The organism is Haematospirillum jordaniae (genome assembly GCF_001611975.1).
GTDB lineage: Bacteria > Pseudomonadota > Alphaproteobacteria > Rhodospirillales > Rhodospirillaceae > Haematospirillum > Haematospirillum jordaniae.
Map to the genome: position 1 here is coordinate 1950602 of NZ_CP014525.1, position 22821 is coordinate 1973422.

22 protein-coding genes are annotated in these 22821 nt (G+C 53.4%); 7 read left to right on the forward strand and 15 right to left on the reverse strand.

Features of this window, described 5'->3' with window-relative positions:
• Positions 1-10: 10 nt before the first annotated feature.
• Positions 11-1666 carry a S41 family peptidase gene (locus AY555_RS09170; protein ID WP_066135887.1) on the forward strand — a complete coding sequence of 552 codons (1656 nt, stop codon included), beginning with the start codon at positions 11-13 and terminating at the stop codon, positions 1664-1666.
• Positions 1667-1781: 115 nt separating this feature from the next.
• The gene (gene rpmG, locus AY555_RS09175; protein ID WP_066135890.1) at positions 1782-1949 is read left to right on the forward strand and encodes a 50S ribosomal protein L33; all 168 of its coding nucleotides are present in this window, start codon (positions 1782-1784) and stop codon (positions 1947-1949) included.
• A gap of 54 nt (positions 1950-2003) precedes the next feature.
• Here rpmG and AY555_RS09180 read toward each other — a convergent pair whose 3' ends face one another.
• The 10 genes from AY555_RS09180 to thiS all read right to left on the reverse strand — a co-directional run bounded on the left by AY555_RS09180 (position 2004) and on the right by thiS (position 11471).
• A complete protein-coding gene (locus AY555_RS09180) occupies positions 2004-2378 on the reverse strand; it encodes a response regulator (protein WP_066135893.1) in 375 nt (124 codons plus the stop codon).
• Positions 2353-2772 (reverse strand): DUF423 domain-containing protein, encoded by a 420-nt coding sequence (locus AY555_RS09185; protein WP_167798709.1) that lies wholly within the window; start codon positions 2770-2772, stop codon positions 2353-2355. Before AY555_RS09185 ends, AY555_RS09180 begins: the two co-directional genes overlap by 26 nt.
• A 345-nt stretch (positions 2773-3117) precedes the next feature.
• Positions 3118-3630, reverse strand: a complete 513-nt coding sequence (locus AY555_RS09190) for a hypothetical protein (protein WP_066135898.1) — start codon at positions 3628-3630, stop codon at positions 3118-3120.
• Positions 3630-5642 (reverse strand): protein kinase family protein, encoded by a 2013-nt coding sequence (locus tag AY555_RS09195; RefSeq protein ID WP_066135900.1) that lies wholly within the window; start codon positions 5640-5642, stop codon positions 3630-3632. Before AY555_RS09195 ends, AY555_RS09190 begins: the two co-directional genes overlap by 1 nt.
• A gap of 148 nt (positions 5643-5790) precedes the next feature.
• On the reverse strand, positions 5791-7080 hold the full coding sequence (locus tag AY555_RS09200) for an adenylosuccinate synthase (protein ID WP_066135902.1): 1290 nt from the start codon (positions 7078-7080) through the stop codon (positions 5791-5793).
• A gap of 177 nt (positions 7081-7257) precedes the next feature.
• Positions 7258-8442, reverse strand: a complete 1185-nt coding sequence (locus tag AY555_RS09205) for a phosphoserine transaminase (protein ID WP_066135905.1) — start codon at positions 8440-8442, stop codon at positions 7258-7260.
• Positions 8443-8536: 94 nt separating this feature from the next.
• Positions 8537-8818, reverse strand: a complete 282-nt coding sequence (locus tag AY555_RS09210; RefSeq protein WP_066135907.1) for a DUF1127 domain-containing protein — start codon at positions 8816-8818, stop codon at positions 8537-8539.
• A gap of 203 nt (positions 8819-9021) precedes the next feature.
• On the reverse strand, positions 9022-10305 hold the full coding sequence (locus tag AY555_RS09215) for a flagellar hook protein FlgE (RefSeq protein WP_066135910.1): 1284 nt from the start codon (positions 10303-10305) through the stop codon (positions 9022-9024).
• Between the two features lie 167 nt (positions 10306-10472).
• Positions 10473-11267: a bifunctional sulfur carrier protein/thiazole synthase protein gene (locus tag AY555_RS09220; RefSeq protein WP_066135913.1), complete on the reverse strand. Its 795-nt coding sequence runs from the start codon at positions 11265-11267 to the stop codon at positions 10473-10475.
• 3 nt (positions 11268-11270) lie between these two features.
• Positions 11271-11471: a sulfur carrier protein ThiS gene (gene thiS / locus AY555_RS12400; RefSeq protein ID WP_066135916.1), complete on the reverse strand. Its 201-nt coding sequence runs from the start codon at positions 11469-11471 to the stop codon at positions 11271-11273.
• A gap of 138 nt (positions 11472-11609) precedes the next feature.
• On the opposite strand from thiS, the gene aroQ reads away from it, so the two are divergent.
• From aroQ to aat, 4 genes are all read left to right on the forward strand, one after another.
• Entirely contained in the window at positions 11610-12107 is a 498-nt protein-coding gene (gene aroQ / locus AY555_RS09230; RefSeq protein WP_066135919.1) for a type II 3-dehydroquinate dehydratase, read from the forward strand.
• A complete protein-coding gene (locus AY555_RS09235; protein WP_066135922.1) occupies positions 12108-12551 on the forward strand; it encodes an acetyl-CoA carboxylase biotin carboxyl carrier protein in 444 nt (147 codons plus the stop codon).
• Between the two features lie 20 nt (positions 12552-12571).
• Positions 12572-13915 carry an acetyl-CoA carboxylase biotin carboxylase subunit gene (gene accC, locus AY555_RS09240; RefSeq protein WP_066135925.1) on the forward strand — a complete coding sequence of 448 codons (1344 nt, stop codon included), beginning with the start codon at positions 12572-12574 and terminating at the stop codon, positions 13913-13915.
• Positions 13916-14075: 160 nt separating this feature from the next.
• Positions 14076-14714: a leucyl/phenylalanyl-tRNA--protein transferase gene (gene aat / locus AY555_RS09245; RefSeq protein WP_066135928.1), complete on the forward strand. Its 639-nt coding sequence runs from the start codon at positions 14076-14078 to the stop codon at positions 14712-14714.
• Between the two features lie 15 nt (positions 14715-14729).
• Here the strand turns inward: aat and AY555_RS09250 are convergent, their stop codons facing one another.
• From AY555_RS09250 to AY555_RS09265, 4 genes are read right to left on the reverse strand one after another with little or no spacing between them, the layout of a single operon-like run.
• Positions 14730-15146: a DUF2155 domain-containing protein gene (locus AY555_RS09250; RefSeq protein WP_082811982.1), complete on the reverse strand. Its 417-nt coding sequence runs from the start codon at positions 15144-15146 to the stop codon at positions 14730-14732.
• Positions 15146-15640, reverse strand: coding sequence for an MlaD family protein (locus tag AY555_RS09255; RefSeq protein WP_066135930.1), 495 nt, complete (start codon positions 15638-15640; stop codon positions 15146-15148). Before AY555_RS09255 ends, AY555_RS09250 begins: the two co-directional genes overlap by 1 nt.
• Positions 15640-16233, reverse strand: a complete 594-nt coding sequence (gene mlaD, locus AY555_RS09260; protein ID WP_082812097.1) for an outer membrane lipid asymmetry maintenance protein MlaD — start codon at positions 16231-16233, stop codon at positions 15640-15642. Before mlaD ends, AY555_RS09255 begins: the two co-directional genes overlap by 1 nt.
• Positions 16234-16259: 26 nt before the next feature.
• Positions 16260-16610, reverse strand: a complete 351-nt coding sequence (locus AY555_RS09265) for an NADH:ubiquinone oxidoreductase subunit NDUFA12 (RefSeq protein WP_066135936.1) — start codon at positions 16608-16610, stop codon at positions 16260-16262.
• A gap of 385 nt (positions 16611-16995) precedes the next feature.
• On the opposite strand from AY555_RS09265, the gene AY555_RS09270 reads away from it, so the two are divergent.
• Positions 16996-20604, forward strand: coding sequence for a vitamin B12-dependent ribonucleotide reductase (locus AY555_RS09270; RefSeq protein WP_066135939.1), 3609 nt, complete (start codon positions 16996-16998; stop codon positions 20602-20604).
• 49 nt (positions 20605-20653) lie between these two features.
• Here AY555_RS09270 and AY555_RS09275 read toward each other — a convergent pair whose 3' ends face one another.
• Positions 20654-22780, reverse strand: coding sequence for a YgiQ family radical SAM protein (locus AY555_RS09275; RefSeq protein ID WP_066135942.1), 2127 nt, complete (start codon positions 22778-22780; stop codon positions 20654-20656).
• Between the last annotated feature and the right edge of the window lie 41 nt (positions 22781-22821).

The window sequence follows — 22821 nt, forward strand, 5'->3', positions numbered from 1 at the left end:
GAAATTTTGAATGACCAAGCGCACCGGTGAACAGTTGGAACAGACTTACCCTATGCCAGTCACAATGCACTGTCGGTCGCGGACACCAAGCAAGCTGGCTTGGATTCTGGGAATAGTCATGGTGCTGACCCAGATCTCGGTGACCTGTTATGCATCACCTGTATCTTTGGAAGGTCAGCCCCCCGTCGAGGGGCATGACCAAGAAGACATGGTCCGGGTTATATCCTATGGCTTGGACGTGATTGCAGCACGCTCTCTAGAGCCAGCCGAGATCAATACGATAGCCCAAGATGGGCTCCATGGTGTCATCGCCATGGACCACGATCTGAAACTACGTGCCGAGAACAACTGGCTCCATCTGCACCAGAAAGATACACCGATCGGTGCATTTGCTATGCCCACGCAAAAAGACCCAACCGCATGGGGGCATCTTGTTGTCAACGTTATCGCGCATGCAGGGCAAATCTCTCCTCATATCCAGATGACAAAGCCAGAGCCTCTCTACCGAGCCTTGTTTGGTGCTATCCTTTCACATCTCGACCCATTCTCACGGTACGCCAGCCCGGAAGAAGCTGCTGAACAAAGAGCCAATCGCAGCGGCTATGGCGGCATTGGTATGCGCTATCAAATTATGGGTGATCATTTGCTGGTACTCGACGTCCAACCCGATACGCCAGCAGAATTATCTGGCCTCCTGAAAGGAGACCAGATTACAAGGATCGGGAACACAGACCTGTCGGATATAAAAGGAAATCAAGAACATATCGCTCGCTATATTCGTGGTCTTGTAAGGTCACCAGTACGCCTGAAAGTCGAAAGAAACGGCCTTAGCCGTGACATCAATATCAAACCGGGGCTGGCTGCCGTTCAAACCGTAGATGCCCAGCTTGCTGAAGACGCTGTTCCAATCATTCACATTCGCTACTTCAGTCAAGATACGGCCGAAAAGTTGGCGGGCTTTATCCATGAGGCTAAAAGGAAAAACAAAGGATTATTAAAAGGGCTAATCCTTGATTTACGCGGCAATCCAGGCGGCCTTCTGGATCAGGCGGTAGAATGTGCTGGGCTCTTTGTTTCTTCAGGACGTCTGCTCTCCACTCTTGGACGCCACCCTGAATCCGTACAACGCTATAGCACCGACGGCCGCGATATTATGGACGGGCGCCCCATCGTTGTTCTACTGGATGAAAGATCCGCATCGGCCGCAGAAATACTGGGTGCTGCACTGCAAGACAAGGGGAGAGCACTCGTTGTTGGCACATCAACATACGGGAAAGGCACAGTACAGACTATAATCCGCCTTCCCAACAATGGAGAGCTAACGCTGACATGGTCCCGGCTCCATACCCCTGCCGGATACTCCCTTAATAAACTTGGGGTTATGCCAACGCTGTGCACATCAACTCTTAGATTTGGCAATATCCAGCCATTACAAACTCTTGGCGGTAACATTGATGCCACTACCGCTATAGCGGCGCGCTGGCGTACGGTTGGCCTAACAGACCGTGAGGGACGAGAGTCTCTTCGGTCCCTGTGCCCTCCGGAAGGTCATGGTGGACGTTACGGCGATATTCTTGTTGCTAAAGACCTTATTCATAACAGTGCCTTATACAAGGATATAACGGCTGCAATCATGATGCCACCTCCACCCTTGTCTTATCACTGACAAGGCTAGTGCGGATGGACGCCTGTTATGTCCCCAACCTCTTTCTCTTGACTCTCCCAATATTATCTGTATGCTCCGCCGCTCGGGTAATATTTCGGGTTCAGGAATTCGGGTTATGGCGAAGCCGACCACTATTCAGATCAAGCTTGAGAGCACCGCAGATACCGGGTACTTCTACATTGCCAAGAAGAATCCTCGCAATATCACGGAAAAGCTTCAATTTCGCAAATACGATCCGGTTGTGCGGAAGCACGTCCTGTTTCGTGAAACGAAGATGAAGTAAGAGAGCTCGCTCGCTTCATAAAAGCCGGCATCTCTGAAAAGAGACGCCGGCTTTTTAGTGCGGCCTCTCCAGAACACGCTTTACCGTCTCCAAAAAACCAGAAACGTCTATCGGCTTTGATATATACCCATCGCACCCGGTTTCGCGGATCCTGCGCTCATCATCGGACATGGCAAAGGCCGTTATGGCAATGACGGGTATTGAGCGTAACTCGAGATCCTTCTTGAGATCGCGGATTATGTCCATTCCGGAAATCTCCGGTAGCTGAATATCCATAAGGATAAGATCAGGCTGACTGCGGCGAACCAAATCAGTCACATTACGTCCATCCCTCGCTTGCAAGGTTTCGTATCCACTGGCCTGCAAAAGGTCATTAAAAAGACGCATATTCAGTTCATTGTCTTCAACGATCAAAATCAGCTTGCGCATTCCGGTATGCCCCCTCACCCACCTTCTCTACCATTTTCCCACCTTGAGCACCACGCTTGGCACTCGCAACAGCACACATCACCCATCCTGCCATAAAGCTGATCCCACCAAGTGGCGCCCCATAACCAGCAGAGAGATCCAAGAACGCGATCAGATAGAGAGAGCCACAAAACAAAATCTGCCCTGATCCAAAGAGGAGGCCTGCAATACGAAAAAGAATGGATCTTTCGGCCAGAACGGCAACCCACATGATAACAGCAGAATGAACCAGCTGATAATACGATGCTTTCATGATCAGGCTGCTTTGATAAGAACCTTCGATAACGGCTCCATGGCTTGCCCAAGCCGCAAGAACAATGGCAACGAAGCCATTAACGGAAGCCCATACCATCATCAAAGGCATCGCACCTTCTCCAATCTCTTTGTGTAAAAAAGAGGCGGAGCAAACAGCCCCGCCTAGTGCGCTTTTGAGGGAAAGTGGATTTGTACAACGCAGTTACGATCGCAACAGCAAGAGCATCTGATTCTCTCACGTCACAAAGACGAAAGATTGCGGTGTACGATTCCGTCGAACCCAAGGCCATTGTCCTCGCTAAACGCTAGCCAAGCAAGTTAGAAGAGCAGCTATACCTACAAAACAGGGGCTATTAACCAGAAGCTCCATCTTGACCGCCCAGATAAACAATAAACAGAAAAATATGTCTGTTTTTGCAACATAGATAGTCTGATATATGTATGCTTACTCTTCCTCTGCGACAGGAGTATCGGCTGCCAGAATATCTTCCCCTGTATCTGCACGAGATACTTCCGGCCCCCACTCTTCTAAAAGTTGCTTCTGGCGGGCCTGCAGTCCGGCGATTTTGTGCGTTGAGGTCACAGACATAATTGTTGAAGCCAGAAACGGAGCGGTGGAGGATAAAATCCACCCAAGCCCGGCACTACCAAAAATGACAATTAGCGCCCAGACATTGGTTAAAAGATCAAGGACATGCGGTACCGAGTGATCATGCAACCAAAGATCCATCAGCCATGGGAAACAGCCCGCAAAATTCATTCCGCCAACCGTTATCGCCCCATAGCGTTGCTTGCTTCTGTCAACAACAAAGGCCACAAGGCTTGGCATCATGACGATGGTCAAGAATATGAACGTCGGCATAAACATAAAAATAAGAGGAACGATGAGGAGCAGAGTAATAATATTCCCACTCGACTTCTTCCTGGCAACCGACGCATTCTTGGGATCGCCTGCCATTATATCATCCTCAAGAAAACAAGCGTCGTGACAGTCAAAAGCGCAACGGCAACAGACAAAAGAGCGCCCATTTGCTGCCCCCGTGCATAGCCCCTTTCATCCCTGACAAGATTTCCCTGCTCAAAACTACGGATTTTCTGCTCGGCGGAACTGTACTCTGCCCTAGCCCAAGCAAACCCCTCAGCATCCTTTTGTCGCTCCTCCTGATTATCCAAGGTATTATAAAGCTCTGGTAAGCTCCCCTTGCGGACCAAGTTGGGGATTTCCTCCTCCAAATCCTTGCGGCGAATACGGCTGTGGTAACTGTTTATAATGGGTCCCAACTGCCCACCAATCCAGCCACATAGCCCATGTAAGGCAGGAGGACCAAGGCGCCATTGCAGAACAGCCAGAAGACTGACCATCCCCAACGTTGCCCTGTATACATCTGGTTCCGCCATGGCACGAAACTGCACCTTTGTGTCACGCTGCCACTTCACCGCGATATATGCCGCTATGTGGCGATCAACAACCTGCGTCTTCGGATCAACCTTGGATGAAACACGATCCAGAGCTGGAAGAAGCTCCCTGATCTCACTCACGTACTCCGCCTCTACAAGGGGGCTAAGGCAATGGAGAGTATCGCTCATTTCATAGGCGCACCGCTCTATACCATACCCCATCATTGTTGTACTCAGATTACCGGCATGCTCTTTCGCCTGACTTTCAAAATGCCCTAGCTCTGCATCATGATACCCTTGGGCCTCGACCCAGTACTTCACCAATTCCCGACCAATAATTTCCACATAAGGCCGCAAAGCTTTCTTTTGCATAATAGTCACAGCCAACGCATTCCCAAGTCCCTCGGGATGCACATGGATATCCCGATAACGCACTGGCGCACGGGGGTCCATCAACATCAAGACGCGTGCAATGGTTAGATCATTAACCTGACGGGCCTCTATCTGGACGGCTTGGCTCATCCGGATGGCCAATGCAACAGCATCGGCGAGCTCTGTGACTTCCAGCCCACGCCGTAACCATATTTCCAGACGACCATCCAGAATAGGGGCCGAAGCGGCATCCCAGTTCATGGCCATGGCATTGGCCAGCTCTCTGGCTGAGGTGTAATCCTTTCCCTCAAATTTAAAAGGCCTTTGCGATCGCCGCGCCGGCTGTGGCTGTATAGGGGTAAGACGTCGGCCGTTCAGCCACATGTCCACACTCTCCAAGCCCCAGCGATCCCGTTGCTCATCAGCAACAAGGCCTTTTATAATTTCCAGGAAATTCATGGGCACACGCCCCTCGCCCGCATAATTGGCATATGTTGAATGCGCCAATTTTGACAGGACAACATCAACATCCGGCAGCTGGGAAACGTAATCACGCCCATTCATCAGGCCAATGCACGTGATACCCAACGCATACATATCTTCCTTCAGGGTTCCGCTTCCTCTCCCCTCCGGTATACACATAGCGTATTCAACGGGCTCATAAGCTGGCGGATTATCGTATCCCGGTGGGGACGTTGTGCAGTCACCCAGAACCAGACGCTCTTTCTCCTTGTCAAACCAATACATATTGTCAAGACGGATAGCCCGGTGCGTCACCCCATGCTGGGATATTTCATTCAAGGCATGATAAAGTGGACGAAAGACTTTCTTGACAAAATTAACCTCTGATATCGGATCGAACCGCTGACCGGGAGCTGGCAGAACCCGACCACCAGAAGGGCGATCGTAGACAACAACCATCACCTTGCGCCCCAAGGCAGGCCATTCTACCGTACCCCATTCGAGTAATTGTAAAAGCCCAGGAGATTGGACCCCTTTCAGGGCACGCATAGCTCCGATACGCACAGGAAGATCCGTACGGCACACAAGAGCATAGACCGGCTTGCCGGATCCTCGGCGATCTTCGGCATGGTATGCATCGGCATGAGGCATATTGAGATCTGGCAGGGGCATAGAGGGATCAATTGTAAAACGATCCCGCAGAACGACAGCCTCGGCTGTATCACCCCCGCTTGGCATTCTATGCATCCCCGCCAAGAAACTGACTTGTGATCAGCTTTTCTCATGCAGGTTACCAGAATTTTCTAAATGATAAATGACTGAAAAAGAATACGGCCCAGTCCTGTCAACTGAGCCGTATCAGAAATACAGAAACGAGGATTGAAGATTAATCCTCGAATGGATCGTGCATCAGGATTGTGTCATCTCTCTCAGGGCTTGTTGAAAGAAGCGCAACAGGGGCTTCAATCAATTCCTCTATACGCCGCACATACTTGACAGCTGTCGCGGGCAGCTCTGCAAACGATCGTGCGCCTTCCGTGCTCTGGGTCCATCCCTCCATCTCCTCAAAAACAGGCTCAACACGTGCCTGTTCACTCATGGATGAAGGGAAATAATCGATCTCTTTCCCATCAAGGCGATAAGCAACACAGACCTTGAGGGTATCAAAACCATCAAGCACATCAAGCTTGGTCAGTGCAATACCATCAATCCCGCCAAGCTTCACGGACTGGCGCACAAGAACAGCATCAAACCAACCACAACGACGCTTGCGCCCGGTCACTGTACCAAACTCATGCCCACGAACGCCAAGACGTTCACCTTTGTCATCAAATAACTCCGTCGGGAACGGCCCCTCACCTACACGAGTCGTATAAGCCTTTGTAATCCCGAGAACATAACCAATACCGCCAGGCCCCATACCAGAACCGACTGCAGCTTGTCCGGCCAACGTGTTTGAGGATGTGACAAAGGGGTACGTTCCGTGATCAACGTCAAGGAGAGCGCCTTGGGCACCTTCGAATAAAATTCTCTTGCCCATCTTGCGATAAGCCGCCAGCTCGCGCCATACAGGGCGCGCATAGGGCAGAATGTGTGGGGCGATCTCTTCCAGCTCTGCCCGGATCGAAGCTGCATCCAAGGTCTTTGCCCCCAGCCCCTTCAACAAGGCATTGTGATGCGTCAGCAGGCGATCAATCTTCATATCCAGAGAATCGGGATCAGCAAGATCGCAAACCCGTATTGCCCTGCGCGCCACTTTGTCTTCATAAGCAGGCCCAATACCACGTCCGGTGGTTCCAATTTTCCCCTTGCCCGCAGCCTCTTCGCGCGCACGATCCAGATGACCGTGCAATGGCAGAATAAGGGCGCAATTATCGGCAATCATCAGAACATCGGGCGTAACCGTAACGCCTTGGCCAGACAAAACCCCAATTTCGCGGGACAACGCCCACGGGTCTATAACAACGCCGTTACCAATCACGGATGGAGTCCCGCGAACAACACCGGACGGCAAGAGACTCAACTTATAAGACGTCCCATTCACAACCAGCGTGTGACCGGCGTTGTGCCCACCCTGAAACCTGACCACGACATCGGCCCGGGAAGCAAGCCAGTCAACAACCTTGCCTTTGCCCTCATCCCCCCACTGGGAACCGATAACAACCACATTGCTCATGGAAGCTTTCCTTGCTTCAGAGAGGACGCCAAACAATGACGACCACACACAAAACTGAAACCATGCAATACGGGCTCTATCGGACAATAAGACAGGCCGCACAAGGCTCCGCCGGCCACGGGAACCCCATGACCGGCGGTAACATTCTTTATCCTATTGCTGCCGAACCAAGCAACCTCAAATACGGACCTCCTGCATACTATTTTTTGTGTTTCTGGATACAGTCTCCACTGCCCAGTCCAGCCACGGCAGAAGGCATGCCACATCATCGGTCAGAACAGTGGCACCAGCCCATATACGAATACCGGGGACGATGCCACGATAGGATGCAAGATCGAAACCAACTCCTTCTGTTTCAAGCAAGTCCGTTATGGCACGAGCCGTAGCAACTTGCCGTTCAGGCTCAAGATCCAGAAACCACGGCGCAACGATTTTCAGGCAGATGGAGGAACAAGAGACGGTTGCCGGATCCTCAGCCAGAAAAGCAGCCCATTGCGACCCGTCAACCCATTCACGAACAAGAGCCAATGTTTGCGAGGACTTTTTCTGCAATGCCTGAAGCCCCCCCTGATTCTCTGCCCATTTCAGGGCATCCAGAATATCCTCTACACACAAAAGCGAAGGCGTGTTGAGTGTTTCACCAGCAAAAAGGGCCTCGTTCAGCTGTCTTCCGGTCGTCAAACGCAGAATCTTGGGCAAAGGCCAAGGCGGCGTATAGGAATGGAGGCGCTCGACAGCGCGTGGACCAAGAGCCAGCATGCCGTGGGCTGCCTCACCCCCCAAGGCCTTCTGCCAGGACCATGTCACAACGTCCAGTTTCTTCCACGGCACATCCATGGCAAAAAGAGCCGACGTTGCATCACAAATAGCCAACCCCTTACGATCATCCGCGATCCAGTCTGCATGGGGGATGCAAACACCCGATGTTGTGCCATTCCATGGAAAAATAACATCGCGGGACCAGTCTACCTGCGCCAAGTCCGGTAAATAACCCGGGGCAGCATCATAAATTCTCAAATCAGGCAAACGCAGCTGATCACGCGCATCGTCAGCCCAGATCCGCCCAAAGACTTCCCAAGCCAAAACGTCAACCCCGCGCGCACCAAGGAGATTCCACATTGCCGTCTCGACGGCACCGGTATCTGATGCTGGCACGATCGCCAGCCGCCAATCTTCAGGGATATGCAACAGAGCACGGTGGCGGGCAATAACCTCTTGCAGCTTGGCGCGTCCCGCAGCAGAGCGGTGCGAACGCCCAAGAAGGGCACCCTCAAGAACCGAAGGTGACCACCCTGGTCGCTTGGCGCACGGGCCGGACGAAAAGAAGGGACGCCGGGGATAGCGGGCCGGTTTTTCTGACATGAACGGATGCTCTGCGACAGAAGTAAAAACAAGAGTGCAAAGGATAACGCTGTCACAGCCAGATAGAAACGCAAAATATCAGCCCACGGTTTCCTTATTTGCCCCGGTTATCGCGACGGCGAGCAATCTTCCAAGCATCCGAAGCACTCAAGCCGACATCTCTCAAAAGACGCTCGTCAAGACCAAGGATCTGGCGGCGATGCCGATCCATTTCAATCTCCTCACGCACCCGGTCAAAGGACGTAGAGGCACGATGCCACAAGGGATTCAACCGACGGAGAATACTGTGAAAACCACGATCAACGATTCCCTTCCACACAATCACCCTATCCCCGCTTTTGGTACGGGTGCCAACACGCCCACCAGAATCCCCCACGATATGCCTCCCGGACAACACACCCCACCATCTGTGCCATAGCCAACACGGTTGATGGCCAAGGCATGGGGCTCTCACAACATTCAGAGAATAATAGAGTATAATTTCCCCCATGTTTCCACGGAAAAAAGTTAGGATATTTTTATCTTTGAGTGTTCAATTTATTCTGAACAGACATATACGAATATCTATAAAAACAATACCTAGAACATATCACGTATTGTCTTTGCCATTTCATCACCAGTCCTGAAGACTGTGGCTGCGCTGCTATAAGCCCTCTGTGTGATAATCATACGACTGAACTGATCCTCAAGCCTGACATTTGAGTACTCCAAGGCACTTCCGACAAATTCTGATATTCTGTCATCAGGGCTAAGAGACTTAATTGTGGGCTTCCCTGCGTCCTCTGTCGCTGCGTAGATATTGTTGTTCTGGAGGTCAAGCTTCTGGGGCGCTGGAAATGTTGCAATTGGCAACTTGTACAAGGGCTTCTCAACGCCATTAGAAAAACGTCCCAGCATAACCCCTTCGCTGTTGAAGTAAACATCACGCATGACACTGGCGGTATAACCATCCTGTATCAGCTGGCGCAGCTCCAAGTCGTCACCGCCACTGAACTGTGTCATTTGCCTGAGATCAACGGCAACATCCTGTGTTTGACCACCATCATATGTAATTGTCAGGGTTGTTATGCCCCCGCCTGAAGCGGCCACATCAAGTTTACCTTCACCTGTGAATTTAATTTCATTGGGTGTTGTCGTCACACTTGTAATGCCAGCATCGCCTGATGGCACCAATGTCCAGCCACCCGGAACAGCATCCCGCGGGGTGAAGGCAAGACGAACTCCATGCGTTACAGTTTGCGGAACACCTTCTGGAGACGTAATCTGCTGAATAACAGGAACATTAAGACGATAGGTAATTTTCTGCAGTTCCGTTGCCGGGACATTCCCGCGCAACTCAACCTTGGACGTTGCCCGCCCGGGATCTATTGCTTCATTGGAATAGTCAATCGCTGACATGGTGTTGGAGAATGTCCCATCCTCCGCAGCCTTGTAACCCATGACGTAAACGCCACTCCGGGTTACTAGGTGCGTCCCTTGGTCAGGAAGACCATCCCCATTTGTATCCCCACCCCGGACATAAACCTCGCCCGTAAACGAGCCATCACGCGTATACTTTTGCTCTCCCGACCCATCAACCGCAGTGTTAAGCACAAAGAAACCGGCGCCATTGATTGCCACGTCCAGATAACGTGCCGTGGGTGCAACAAGCCCCTGCTCCTCCACGCGACGAATTTCAGCCGTCTTGACCCCGAAAAAATTACCAAGAGGTCCCACCCTGTTCTTCAAGGTCTGGTAATGCGTCTCAATATCTTTATAGGACGTTGTGTTCAGGTTGGCGATATTCGTGCTGATCTGGTTCATATGAACGCTGTGCGCGTTCATAGCTGTACCTGATGTATTCAGAACCCCGAAAATCGCCATGGTATCCCTCGCTTGCAAAGCCGGCCACACACCGTAAGAGCGCTTGACCCAGAAGCAAGACAGATGCCAGAAGAGAGAGTCTTTTTACATCAATGGCCTAAAAGGACGAGAGGTCTCTCCAGACCTCTCTGCCCCACGACAGCCGGCATATTTTGCCGACCCACTGTTCATATCAACCCAGCCAAGGGCGATGACGGATCGGCATACAGTTTTTTGGGCATCCGACCAGCCAGATAAGCCAAACGACCGGACTCAACAGCCAGCTTCATGGCCAAGGCCATCTGAACAGGGTTCCGGGCCCCCGCAATAGCGGTATTCATCAGAACGCCGTCGCAACCCAGTTCCATTGCAACCGCTGCATCCGATGCTGTTCCGACGCCGGCATCCACCAGCACAGGAACCTTAGCCTGCTCTTTGATAAGGCGGATATTGACAGGATTCAGAATACCAAGGCCTGACCCGATAAGGGAACCCAGAGGCATGATAGCGACACACCCCATATCCTCAAGGATGTGGGCCTGTATGGGGTCATCAGAACAATATACCATCACCTGGAAGCCGTCCCGAATAAGCTCTTCTGCCGCTTTCAGGGTCTCTGGCATGTTCGGATACAGCGTTTTCTGATCCCCCAGCACTTCCAGCTTTACCAGATTCCACCCCCCGGCCTCACGCGCAAGGCGCAGGGTCCGCACGGCATCATCAGCTGTAAAGCAGCCTGCCGTATTGGGCAGATAAGTATACCGCTTGGGACTGACATAATCGACCAGCATTGGCTGACCCGGATCCGCTATATTGACCCGGCGCACAGCCACTGTAACGATTTCAGCGCCCGACGCCTCTATAGCCCGCGCCGTTTCCTCAAAATCCTTGTACTTACCGGTCCCAACGAGCAAACGGGACGAAAACACCTTCCCCGCAATGCTGAAAGTATCCGCACGTTCACACACCAGCGCCTCGACCATGGCTCAGCCACCTCCAATAAAATGAACAATTTCAATCCTATCCCCCTCATCGAGGAGCGTTTGCCCATAGGCCGAACGGGTCACGATCTCACGGTTACGCTCAACCGCAACCTTACGGGCATCCAATCCGACAGAATCGAGAAACTCTTGCACAGTCACTTGCTGAGCCACAGCGTGACGCTCTCCATTGACAATCAATTCCATAAACGCAATCCACAATTAACGGGGCAAAGGGCTGATTGGCCGGCTACAGACGGAATATGGGCCGACGGGCCTCTCTTGGCAACATATCACGGTCCCTGTTGCCCGAAAGTCCGCTTTGGGCTATGCAGAAGCCACGTTATGTCATTTCCCTTCACCCTGTACGGCAGGTCAAGACGCGTGCGCACATCGGTTATGATCCTGAATGGACCCAATCTTAATCTGCTGGGAACACGGCAACCGGACCTCTATGGCCATGAAACACTGGCTGATATAGAGGCAATGTGCCATACGCATGCTGCGGGACTGGGAATGACGTTGGCTTTCAGGCAGTCCAACCATGAAGGCGAACTGGTCTCTTGGGTACAAGAAGCACCCGGAGCCTTCGGTGGTCTTGTGATAAATGCCGCGGCCTATACACATACGTCCATTGCGTTGATGGATGCCCTTCTTTCGGTCCAGATCCCCGCAATAGAGGTGCATTTGACCAACATTCACCAGCGTGAACCTTTTCGCCATAACTCATGGATTGCCCGGGCTGCCCACGGAATGATCTGCGGCTTGGGAAGCCACGGGTACATCTTGGCCTTGGATGCGCTGAATGCGCTGCTGACCGACCAGAAACAGAAAGAGAAATAAATGAGCAAGACCACTATCGACAGCGAAGCCATCCGCCAGCTTGCTTCTTTGCTGGATGATACAGGCCTGCATGAAATTGAGTACGAGACAGAGGCCCTGCGCATCCGCGTTGGCAAGGCAGCTACCGTTGTCACCCATGCAGCACCGGTAACAGCACCCTTGGCAGCACCAGCGACCAGATCAGCTGTGGATGAGACGCCGGCTTTGCACCCGGGTACCGTCACGTCAAAAATGGTTGGGGTAGCATATTTGGCTCCAGGCGCGGGAGAAGCTCCCTTCGTGTCCGTCGGACAAACCGTTAGCCAGGGACAAACCCTGATGCTGATAGAGGCAATGAAGACCTACACCCCAGTCACAGCGCATTGCGCAGGGCGCATTGTCCAGATCCTTGTCAGCGACAAACAGCCTGTCGAGCACGGCGAACCCTTGGCCATTATTGAATAAGCAGCGCGACGGAAACACCAATGTTCGATAAAGTGCTTATTGCCAATCGCGGTGAAATTGCCCTGCGAATTCACCGTGCCTGCCGTGAGATGGGTATCAAGACCGTGGCTGTGCACTCCACAGCGGATGCGGGGGCCATGCATGTCAGATTGGCTGATGAATCCGTGTGCATTGGCCCGCCCGCCACGCGTGACAGCTACCTGAACAAGGTTGCGATTATCTCTGCGGCCGTCATAACCGGTGCTGATGCCATTCACCCCGGCTATGGCTTCCTGTCAGAGAATGCCGACTTTGCCCACATGGTGGAAGAACACGGCATTACGTGGATCGGCCCCAGCCCGGATCACATCCGTCTGATGGGCGACAAGGTTACTGCTAAAAAAGCAGCCGTAGAGGTTGGCTTGCCCGTCGTGCCTGGATCACCAGGAGCTGTCGAGACCTTGGAAGAGGCCCATGCGGTTGCTGATACAACGGGCTTCCCCGTTCTGATCAAGGCCAGCGCCGGAGGTGGGGGGCGCGGCATGAAGGTTGCCAACTCGCGTGATGAGCTGGCCGAGGCTTGGTCTACGGCCCGTGCTGAAGCGCTGAGTGCTTTTGGCAATGCTGAAGTCTATATGGAAAAATACCTGGGTAATCCCAGACATATTGAAATCCAGATACTGGCAGATAACCATGGGAACGTCGTTCACTTGGGAGAGCGCGACTGCTCCCTGCAGCGGCGCCACCAAAAAGTTCTGGAGGAAGCGCCCTCTCCAGCCCTGAACAGCGAAGAACGTGAACGCATCGGAGATATCGCAACAGCCGCCATACGGCGCTTGGGTTACAGAAATGCAGGAACGATTGAGTTCCTGTATGAGAATGGTGAATTCTTTTTCATCGAGATGAACACAAGGCTACAGGTGGAACACCCTGTTACCGAAGCCGTCACCGGCCTTGACTTGGTTCGCGAGCAACTGCGCATTGCCAATGGCGCTCCCTTGGGTTACAGCCAATCTGACGTCACATTTTCCGGGCATGCCATTGAATGCCGCATCAATGCTGAGGATCCGGAAACGTTCCGACCCTGCCCAGGCCAGATCAATGATTTTCACCAACCCGGTGGACTGGGCGTTCGTGTTGACTCCGGGCTGTTTTCCGGGGCCAAAGTTCCCCCTCACTATGACAGTATGATTGCAAAATTAATTGTCCATGGAACCAGTCGCAACGAATGTCTGATGCGCCTGCGTCGTGCTTTAGGGGAATTTGTTGTCGGCGGTATCGATACAACAATTCCACTGCATCGCCGACTGCTGGAAGACAATGACTTCCAGAATGGCGCCTACGATATTCGTTGGCTTGAAGAATTCTTGTCTCGTTCTAGGTAGAATGTTGTTCCTTACATCCCCCGTTCAGTACGGGGGATTTTTCTATGGATACTCTTTTCAGAAGCGGCACATTTCAGGCCGAGTTACGGAAATGCGCTGACGATATGGCAGCGGTACCTTATCTTGAATGGGCCGCATCTTCCCTTTGCTGTGGGCATTAATGACGCTCATCACACCAGAACTTATGCTAAGAGCCTATGCCTACGGTGTTTTCCCGATGGCACGCTCACAGGGTGACCCCACGGTATATTGGATTGACCCGGACGAGCGGGGCATCCTGCCCTTGGATACAAACTTCCATATTTCACGGTCATTGCGGAAAACACTGCGCAGTGATCGCTTCCACGTAACCTGTAACAAAGCATTTGCCGAAGTCATACAAGGATGTGCGGAAGCAACAACGACCAGACCTGACACGTGGATTAACAAAGAAATTGAGTCCCTCTTCAATGAACTGCATGATATGGGGCTCGCACATTCCATCGAAACATGGAATGCGGAGAACGTATTGGTGGGGGGACTCTATGGTCTGGCGCTGGGCGGTGCATTCTTTGGAGAAAGCATGTTCTCACGCGCAACAGACGCCTCAAAAGTAGCCCTGTGCCATTTGGTGGGACGCCTGCGTCTGGGTAGTTTCATGCTTCTCGATGCGCAGTTCATAACAGATCATTTATCACGGTTTGGAGCACGAAAAGTGCCGAAAAACGAATATCGCTCTATGCTGGCTGCCGCTATCGTGATTCAGGCAACGTTCCCGGTTCATGCACCAGAATGGACGATCAGAAGCCATATCTACTAAGATAGGGCCTTCCCGCTATTCCTTGCAGTCCAGAACCCAGATGTCATAGACAGGATGCTCCATAGCAGACAAGCCAGGACTAGAAGCATACATCCAGCCACGAAAGACCTCGACAGCGGGCTGATTGGCTTTGTTTTCCCACACATCGAGAAAAACAGCACTTTCAGGGGGTTCTTCAGGGGGACGCTCGACACATGCACGGGCGATAATCTGAAGCGCTTGGATCTGGAAGGTGCGGTTTACTTCAACTTCCATAGTCTGAACTCTGGCAGCAGCCTTATCCAACCAACGCAAAACAGCAATACGTCGCTCGATTGTTTCAGCAGCTCCAGACGGCGCAACAACCAATACTGCAGTAGATACAGTAACCACCAACGCACACAAGGCGCGCAGCAAGAAATCAGTCCGCCCTTTTCCTTTTAATGCCCCCATCACTCTGGCACAGGCCCTTCGGGCACCGGAGCAGCACCAGAAGAAGCCGGTTCCTTCGTCGCAAGGAAGATCAGTTCACTCACCATATCTTCCACAGACCGGAAATCCTGACTGTTCGTGATTGTTCCGCCTGATTCCAAGAAGGAACGACTCTGACCGGGTTCCAGTCGCACAAACTTGCCACCCAGAAGACCATCGGATGCAATGCTGGCAACGGTATCTTCCGGGAGCTGAACCCCGGGCATGATAGAGAGCGACACAATGGCCCGATAGGTCTGATTATCCAGAAATTGGCGGCTGACACTGCCCACCTTAATGCCAGATATACGAACATCTGCACCAACAGCGAGACCGCCAGCCTTGTTAAACTGGACGTGCACAGGATATCCGGAAACGGGACGGAGATCCGAACTCTGCCAAGCAAAGAGCAGAAAAAGCAAAGCTACGACCAGTACCAGAGCACCCATCACAGTTTCAATAGGATTACGTGTCATCAGCCTTCCCGCTTGTCCATACGGGTTGTAATAGCCCGTGTGTGCTGCTCATCATCTGGAGATACACCCTGCCTTGGTAATACGCCCGGATCCCTTGTTACGGGACAGGGCAGCGGAGCGACTTTCGACTGCCTATTGCGCGCCATCTCCAGAACACGCCCTAGCAAATCCTCGAGAACCAGCGAATCCTGCGTATACCCAAAAGTCTGCCCTGCCTTCAGAAAATCGTCATCACCGCCAGGCTGTATTTCAACATATTTCGATCCCAGAAGGCCATCGGTCTCAATCATTGCAGCGCTGTCCAAGGGAATGGAAACGCCATTAGAAACAATCAGATCAACATCAGCACGACCTGCCCCACCCAAGGACCGGGCAGAAACACGACCAACGGAAACACCGGCAAGACGTACATCCGCGCCGACAGACAAGCCCTCCGCACTATGAAAAGAGGCCCGCAGCAAATATCCCTCAGCGACTTCGGAGCGACTCCGCCCCAACGCATTCGCACCCAAAGCAAATGCAAAACAGGCAAGCACGACACCGCCGACAAGCGTGTCCCGATAAGTTACCAGAGACGCGATACGTATTGACATCAGTATAACAGCTGCCTTTTGAACATTCAGGCCGGACGCCACGGCTCATAGTCGCCAGTCGCCGGGGCACGACGGCCGCCTGCCCGGTCATCACCCGGAGGAACATAGGCAGAAGAGGAACCCGTCATATTCTTGGTATGGGGTTTCTCCCAAGCATGTGTAGACACCACTATCGGGGCATCCGTCGTATAGTGCAGCCAAGCATGCCAGTGGGGCGGCACTTTTGACGCCTCAATCTCTCCCTTGAAAAGCACCCAACGACGGCGGCGCTCCCCCGTCCGCGGGTTCTTCCGGGCCTCGTAATAACGATTTCCAAACTCATCGGTGCCAACTTGGCGACCGCAGAGCAAGGTGTGTAGCAAGGTGCCGGTAATCATCCTCGCACGCCTCCTTCGAGAACAGGAAACTAGGGTGTACCAGCATTAACCGGCACAAATCAACAGAAGAGGCCCTGTGAAGGGGGCTTCGCAGGGTACTACCCTCCCCATTATGGGGCAAATCCACGGCAGCGTCCAGCGTGCACAGATACAAACATGGCACGGCACTGGAATGATCTGGACGAAGAACAACATTTTTTGCCGTCCAGATCAGATAATTGATTTGTTCGCAACAGCCACAAATCGTAATGTAGTGTTGTTGAAGCGAATATAGCACTACATATTGTGCTTGCGTCGCGTCTCACAGGAAAAATGTCCCCGGACACCCCCCGAAGACCTGCGATGCAAAACCGCATGTCACCAGCGGAAAAAGGCTGAGAGCGCCATGAAGATCGACCGTCTGTTCACAACCGAAAACCAGGACGCCTACACCGGGATAGAATTCCGCACCGCATCCAGCGAAATTCGCAATCCGGACGGCTCGATGGTCTTCCGGCATGCCGATATTGTTGTTCCCTCTGCCTGGAGCCAGGTTGCAACCGATATCCTGGCACAAAAATACTTTCGGCAGCGTGGCGTCCCCAAGGCGGTGAAACCGGTACGGGAAAAGGGCGTACCATCTTTTCTGCAAAGACGCATTGCGGATGTTGATGCCATGGCTTCCCTACCGGAAGCCGAACGCAGCGGAGGAGAACATGATGCCCGGCAGGTTTTTGACCGCATGGCTGGCACATGGGCCTACTGGGGGTGGAAAGGCGGTTACTTCTCAACAGAACAGGATGCCGCAGCATTCTATGACGAAACACGTCACATGCTGGCCCGTCAAATTGGCGCTCCCAACTCCCCACAGTGGTTCAATACAGGACTGCACTGGGCCTATGGGATCGACAGCAAGGGACAAGGGCATTTCTACGTTGATTACCAGAGCGGAAAGCTGACACGCTCGACATCGGCATATGAACACCCCCAACCCCACGCCTGCTTTATCCAGTCGGTCAATGACGACCTAGTGGGGGATGGCGGTATCATGGACCTGTGGGTCCGTGAAGCACGCCTGTTCAAATATGGTTCCGGAACCGGCAGCAATTTCTCGACCCTGCGTGGAGAGAATGAACCCTTGGCTGGTGGGGGTCGGTCGTCCGGTTTGATGAGTTTCCTGAAAATTGGCGACAGAGCCGCCGGAGCGATCAAATCCGGCGGAACAACACGCCGGGCCGCCAAAATGGTTATTGTTGACATCGACCATCCGGATATTGAAGCCTTTATTGACTGGAAAATGCAGGAGGAGCAGAAGGTCGCCGCCCTTGTCGCAGGATCGCGCAGCATCCGTCGCTACACACGTGCCCTGTTGGCTGCATGCCGGAATGCGACGGGGGAGCCCGAAGCCCGCTGTGACCCGGACCGCAATGCCTCTCTGAAGAAGGTCATCCGGGAAGCACGCAAGGCCGATGTTCCCGAAGCGTTGATCCACCGCACCCTTCAGCTGGCAGCCGAAGGCTTTGTCGATATCAGCTTCCCGGAATACAACACAGACTGGGACTCCGAAGCCTATGCCACGGTTTCCGGCCAGAATTCCAACAACACCGTCAGGATCAGTAATGTGTTCCTGGAAGCTGTTCGCGAGAATAAGGACTGGACCCTGCGACAGCGCACAGACGGTACAACAGCCAAAACCGTTCCGGCCCGAGACCTGTGGGACCGCATGGCCGAGGCTGCTTGGTCCTGTGCCGATCCCGGGGTCCAGTTCGATACCACTATCAACGAGTGGCATACCTGCCCCGTATCCGGCCGGATCAATGCATCCAACCCTTGCTCCGAATATATGTTCCTGGATGATACAGCCTGCAATCTGGCATCCCTGAACCTGATGGCATTCCGGGAAAAAGATGGCACTTTCAACAGCGCCACCTTTGCCCATGCCTGCCGCCTGTGGACGCTGGTGCTTGAAATATCGGTCATGATGGCACAGTTCCCGTCGGCACGTATCGCCGAGCAGTCGTTCCGATTCCGTACCCTCGGGCTGGGATATGCCAACCTGGGTGGCTTCCTGATGGCCAATGGCATCCCCTATGACAGCGAGGAAGGACGGGCGACGTGTGCCGCCATCACGGCCTTGATGACCGGAACCGCCTATGCAACCTCTGCCGAAATTGCCAGTGAACTGGGTGCTTTTGCCGGATATGCCGACAACGCCCCGCATATGATGCGCGTGATCCGCAATCATCATCGGGCAGCCCATGGACATACAGAAGGGTACGAGGACCTCAGCGTTGCACCAACCCCCCTCAATGCTGCAGCCTGTACTGATATCCAGCTGACAGAAGCAGCCCGGCAGTCCTGGGATCACGCCCTTTCAATGGGAAAACGGCACGGGTTCCGCAATGCCCAGGTCAGTGTCATCGCACCCACCGGGACAATCGGGCTGGTCATGGACTGTGATACCACCGGCATAGAGCCGGACTTTTCACTGGTGAAGTTCAAGAAACTGGCGGGGGGCGGATACTTCCGGATCATCAACCGTATGGTACCGCTGGCACTGCATTCCCTCGGGTATCGCTATGCCGAAATTGATGCCATTGTATCCCATGCCCTTGGTCATGGATCCTTGGAAAAGGCCCCGGATATCAACCATGAGGCCCTCTCCCGTCTTGGTTTCACGCCTGAGGTTCTGGACAAGCTGGAGCAAGCTCTTAAATCCGCATTTGATATCCGCTTTGTCTTCAACAAATGGACGCTGGGGGACGATTTCTGTCACACCGTTCTGGGTCTCAGCAACATCATAACCGACGACCCGGGCTTTGACATGCTGAAGGCTCTTGGCTTCAGCCAGGAACAGGTTGAACGTGCCAACACGTGGGTATGTGGCTCCATGACCCTGGAAGGAGCACCTCATCTGAAACCGGAACACCTGCCAGTCTTTGACTGCGCAAACCCGTGTGGGCGCACCGGAACCCGGTTTCTGTCCGCTGAAAGCCATATCCGGATGATGGCTGCGGCCCAGCCATTCATTTCTGGTGCCATTTCAAAGACGGTCAACATGCCAAACCATGCCACCGTAGCGGAATGCCGACGTGTCTATGAACTATCGTGGTCACTGGGACTCAAAGCCAACGCGCTCTATCGTGATGGCTCCAAGTTGTCGCAGCCCTTGCAGGCTGTGCTGGATACCCATACCGATGACGATATCGAAGATGCCATTGATCTTGTTGAAACAGTTGTCAAGGCGCCCTCTCCGCAGCGCGCTGCCCTTGTTGCTGAAAAGGTCACGGAACGCCTGATCAGGACAGCTGTGCGCCGTCGTCTTCCTGATCGACGCAAGGGATATACCCAGAAAGCCGTCGTTGGCGGCCACAAGGTGTACCTGCGAACAGGAGAGTATGAGGATGGGACGCTTGGCGAGCTGTTCATTGACATGCACAAGGAAGGAGCCGCTTTCAGGTCCTTGATGAACAACTTTGCCATCGCCATTTCAATCGGCCTGCAATATGGCGTGCCGCTTGAGGAGTTCGTCGAGGCCTTTACCTTCGTCCGCTTCGAACCGTCCGGCGTAGTGGAGGGGAATGATGCCATCAAGATGGCCACCTCCATTCTTGACTATATTTTCCGGGAAGTCGCTGTCAGTTATCTGGGTCGCACCGATCTGGCCCATGTTGAACCTGCGGATCTGGTTCCCGATGCCATTGGCGATGGCCATGAAGAAGGTGACTTGGACCAATGGGGTGAGAACTTGGTCGAGCGCACTGTTTCCAAGGGATACGTTCGCACGGCTGACCTGTCCAACCTGTATGTTCTGAAAACAGCACAGGGCGGCGGAAACAGCTATGGCGGCACACTTTCAGGCCCCTCTTCATCCAATCGCAGCAATCGTATCCGGGAAGCACGCCTGAAAGGATATGAAGGTGACAGTTGCACAGAGTGCGGAAATTTCACACTGGTCCGTAACGGAACCTGCATGAAATGCGAAACGTGTGGCTCAACCAACGGCTGCTCGTAAATGAAAAGGGGCCTATATGCCGGCCCCTTTTCTTTCCCGGGATTTGGTATCAGGTGGAAGGAACGTGGCGTGCCCTCGCCTTGGAAGCGTTCACCGGACGACGCCCCTGCCCGGCGTGGGTGGTAAAGAACGACTGCGTACCGTGTTTGCGCCCGGTACGCTTTCCTTCCCCGCCCTGTCTTCCAGTCCCCGCAGGTTGCCAAGACGGAACAAGATGCTTCTTGCCATTCCCGATAAGATCTGCACGCCCCATGTGCTGTAACGCCTCGCGCAGCATAGGCCAATTTTCCGGGTCATGGTAACGCAGGAATGCCTTGTGCAGACGGCGCTGCCTCAAACCCCGGGGCGTATACACAATGTCCCCCCCGTCACGCTTAACGGGCTTGAGCGGATTGCGCTCGCTGCGATACATGGCCGCAGCCAGCGACATCGGGGATGGTAGAAAAGCCTGAACCTGATCCGCCCTGAACCCATTGCGCTTCAACCAAAGCGCCAAATTCATCATATCCTCATCCGTTGTACCGGGATGAGCTGCAATAAAATAGGGGATGAGGTACTGCTCCTTCCCAGCCTCGCGGGAGTATTTCTCGAACAGGGTACGAAACGCTTCATAGGTCCCGATACCGGGCTTCATCATCTTGGACAGAGGGCCTTCTTCGGTATGCTCAGGCGCGATCTTCAGATAACCGCCCACATGATGCGTGGTAAGTTCTCGCACATATTCCGGGCTTCGAACTGCAAGGTCATAGCGTAACCCGGACGCAATCAGGATTTTCTTGATCCCGTCAATATCCCTGGCCTTGCGGTACAGCTGGACAAGGCTGCTGTGATCTGTATTCAGGTTGCTGCAAATAGATGGATATACACAGGATGGCCGACGGCACACATCTTGGATAGCCTGATCCTTGCAGGCCAGACGATACATATTTGCCGTAGGGCCACCTAGGTCAGAGATAACACCGGTAAAGCCCTTGGTCTTGTCGCGGATTAATTCAATTTCTTTCAGGACCGATGCCTCGGAACGGCTTTGAATAATGCGGCCTTCGTGTTCCGTAATGGAGCAGAACGAACACCCACCAAAACATCCCCGCATGATATTGACCGAGAACCGGATCATCTCCCAGGCAGGTATCCGGGCATCACCGTACGACGGATGAGGGGCACGGGCATAAGGCAAGCCAAACACATGATCCATTTCCGCCGTAGTCAGGGGAATAGGAGGAGGTGTCAGCCATACCTCTTTGTCGCCATGTCGCTGGACCAGAGCCCTGGCGTTACCGGGATTGCTTTCAAGATGCAGGATACGCGAAGCGTGACCATACAGCACCTTGTCATCTGCCACAGATTCGAAGGAAGGAAGACGGACAACCGTTCTCTCCGCAGGGTGATCAGCGGTATTCACCCGACGCAGGGCACTCTCGCCACCAGCGACTTCCTCACCCCCTCCCACATGACGGCTGGCACAATCAATCGTACTGGCATCCAGCACAACCCAGTCCTCGGGGACAGAGTCACGCACGACAGCAACGCCCCTTATATCCGTCATGGTGCGCGGATGCTGACCCCGGGCAGTGCGATGGGCAATCTCCACAATGGCACGTTCGGCATTGCCATAGCACAAGATGTCAGCCTTGCTGTCCATCAGAACGGACCGGCGCACCTTGTCTGACCAATAGTCATAGTGGGCAATCCGGCGAAGCGAAGCTTCTATACCGCCAATAACGATCGGCACGTCCCGCCATGCTTCGCGGCAACGCTGTGAATAGACAATCACAGCCCGGTCAGGACGCTTCCCACCTTCATCGTTAGGCGTATAACTGTCATTGTGGCGGATGCGGCGGTCCGAGGTATAGTGATTGACCATCGAATCCATATTGCCGGCTGTCACCCCGAAAAACAGGTTAGGACGACCCAGAGCCCTGAAAGCATCCGGGTTTGTCCAGTCCGGCTGGGCAATGATACCAACACGAAATCCTTGATCCTCCCATGTGCGCCCAATAACCGCCATGCCGAAACTAGGGTGATCGACATAGGCATCCCCGGTCACAAGGATAATATCGCAACTGTCCCAACCCAGCGCATCCATTTCGGCACGACTTGTGGGAAGAAACGGCGCTGTCCCAAACCGGCTGGCCCAGTGCTTGCGATACGATGTTATGGCTTTGGCGCTGTCCATACTCTCTCCTGACAACACGAAAACGCCCGGAACAGGGTGTT

Bases quoted from the DNA above. Each gene is read 5' to 3' on its own strand.
- AY555_RS09170 (WP_066135887.1), top strand. From the start codon at position 11: ATGACCAAGCGCACCGGTGAACAGTTGGAACAGACTTACCCTATGCCA.
- rpmG (WP_066135890.1), top strand. From the start codon at position 1,782: ATGGCGAAGCCGACCACTATTCAGATCAAGCTTGAGAGCACCGCAGAT.
- AY555_RS09180 (WP_066135893.1), bottom strand. From the start codon at position 2,378: ATGCGCAAGCTGATTTTGATCGTTGAAGACAATGAACTGAATATGCGT.
- AY555_RS09185 (WP_167798709.1), bottom strand. From the start codon at position 2,772: ATGATGGTATGGGCTTCCGTTAATGGCTTCGTTGCCATTGTTCTTGCG.
- AY555_RS09190 (WP_066135898.1), bottom strand. From the start codon at position 3,630: ATGGCAGGCGATCCCAAGAATGCGTCGGTTGCCAGGAAGAAGTCGAGT.
- AY555_RS09195 (WP_066135900.1), bottom strand. From the start codon at position 5,642: ATGCCAAGCGGGGGTGATACAGCCGAGGCTGTCGTTCTGCGGGATCGT.
- AY555_RS09200 (WP_066135902.1), bottom strand. From the start codon at position 7,080: ATGAGCAATGTGGTTGTTATCGGTTCCCAGTGGGGGGATGAGGGCAAA.
- AY555_RS09205 (WP_066135905.1), bottom strand. From the start codon at position 8,442: ATGTCAGAAAAACCGGCCCGCTATCCCCGGCGTCCCTTCTTTTCGTCC.
- AY555_RS09215 (WP_066135910.1), bottom strand. From the start codon at position 10,305: ATGGCGATTTTCGGGGTTCTGAATACATCAGGTACAGCTATGAACGCG.
- AY555_RS09220 (WP_066135913.1), bottom strand. From the start codon at position 11,267: ATGGTCGAGGCGCTGGTGTGTGAACGTGCGGATACTTTCAGCATTGCG.
- thiS (WP_066135916.1), bottom strand. From the start codon at position 11,471: ATGGAATTGATTGTCAATGGAGAGCGTCACGCTGTGGCTCAGCAAGTG.
- aroQ (WP_066135919.1), top strand. From the start codon at position 11,610: ATGTCATTTCCCTTCACCCTGTACGGCAGGTCAAGACGCGTGCGCACA.
- AY555_RS09235 (WP_066135922.1), top strand. From the start codon at position 12,108: ATGAGCAAGACCACTATCGACAGCGAAGCCATCCGCCAGCTTGCTTCT.
- accC (WP_066135925.1), top strand. From the start codon at position 12,572: ATGTTCGATAAAGTGCTTATTGCCAATCGCGGTGAAATTGCCCTGCGA.
- aat (WP_066135928.1), top strand. From the start codon at position 14,076: ATGACGCTCATCACACCAGAACTTATGCTAAGAGCCTATGCCTACGGT.
- AY555_RS09250 (WP_082811982.1), bottom strand. From the start codon at position 15,146: ATGGGGGCATTAAAAGGAAAAGGGCGGACTGATTTCTTGCTGCGCGCC.
- AY555_RS09255 (WP_066135930.1), bottom strand. From the start codon at position 15,640: ATGACACGTAATCCTATTGAAACTGTGATGGGTGCTCTGGTACTGGTC.
- mlaD (WP_082812097.1), bottom strand. From the start codon at position 16,233: ATGTCAATACGTATCGCGTCTCTGGTAACTTATCGGGACACGCTTGTC.
- AY555_RS09265 (WP_066135936.1), bottom strand. From the start codon at position 16,610: ATGATTACCGGCACCTTGCTACACACCTTGCTCTGCGGTCGCCAAGTT.
- AY555_RS09270 (WP_066135939.1), top strand. From the start codon at position 16,996: ATGAAGATCGACCGTCTGTTCACAACCGAAAACCAGGACGCCTACACC.
- AY555_RS09275 (WP_066135942.1), bottom strand. From the start codon at position 22,780: ATGGACAGCGCCAAAGCCATAACATCGTATCGCAAGCACTGGGCCAGC.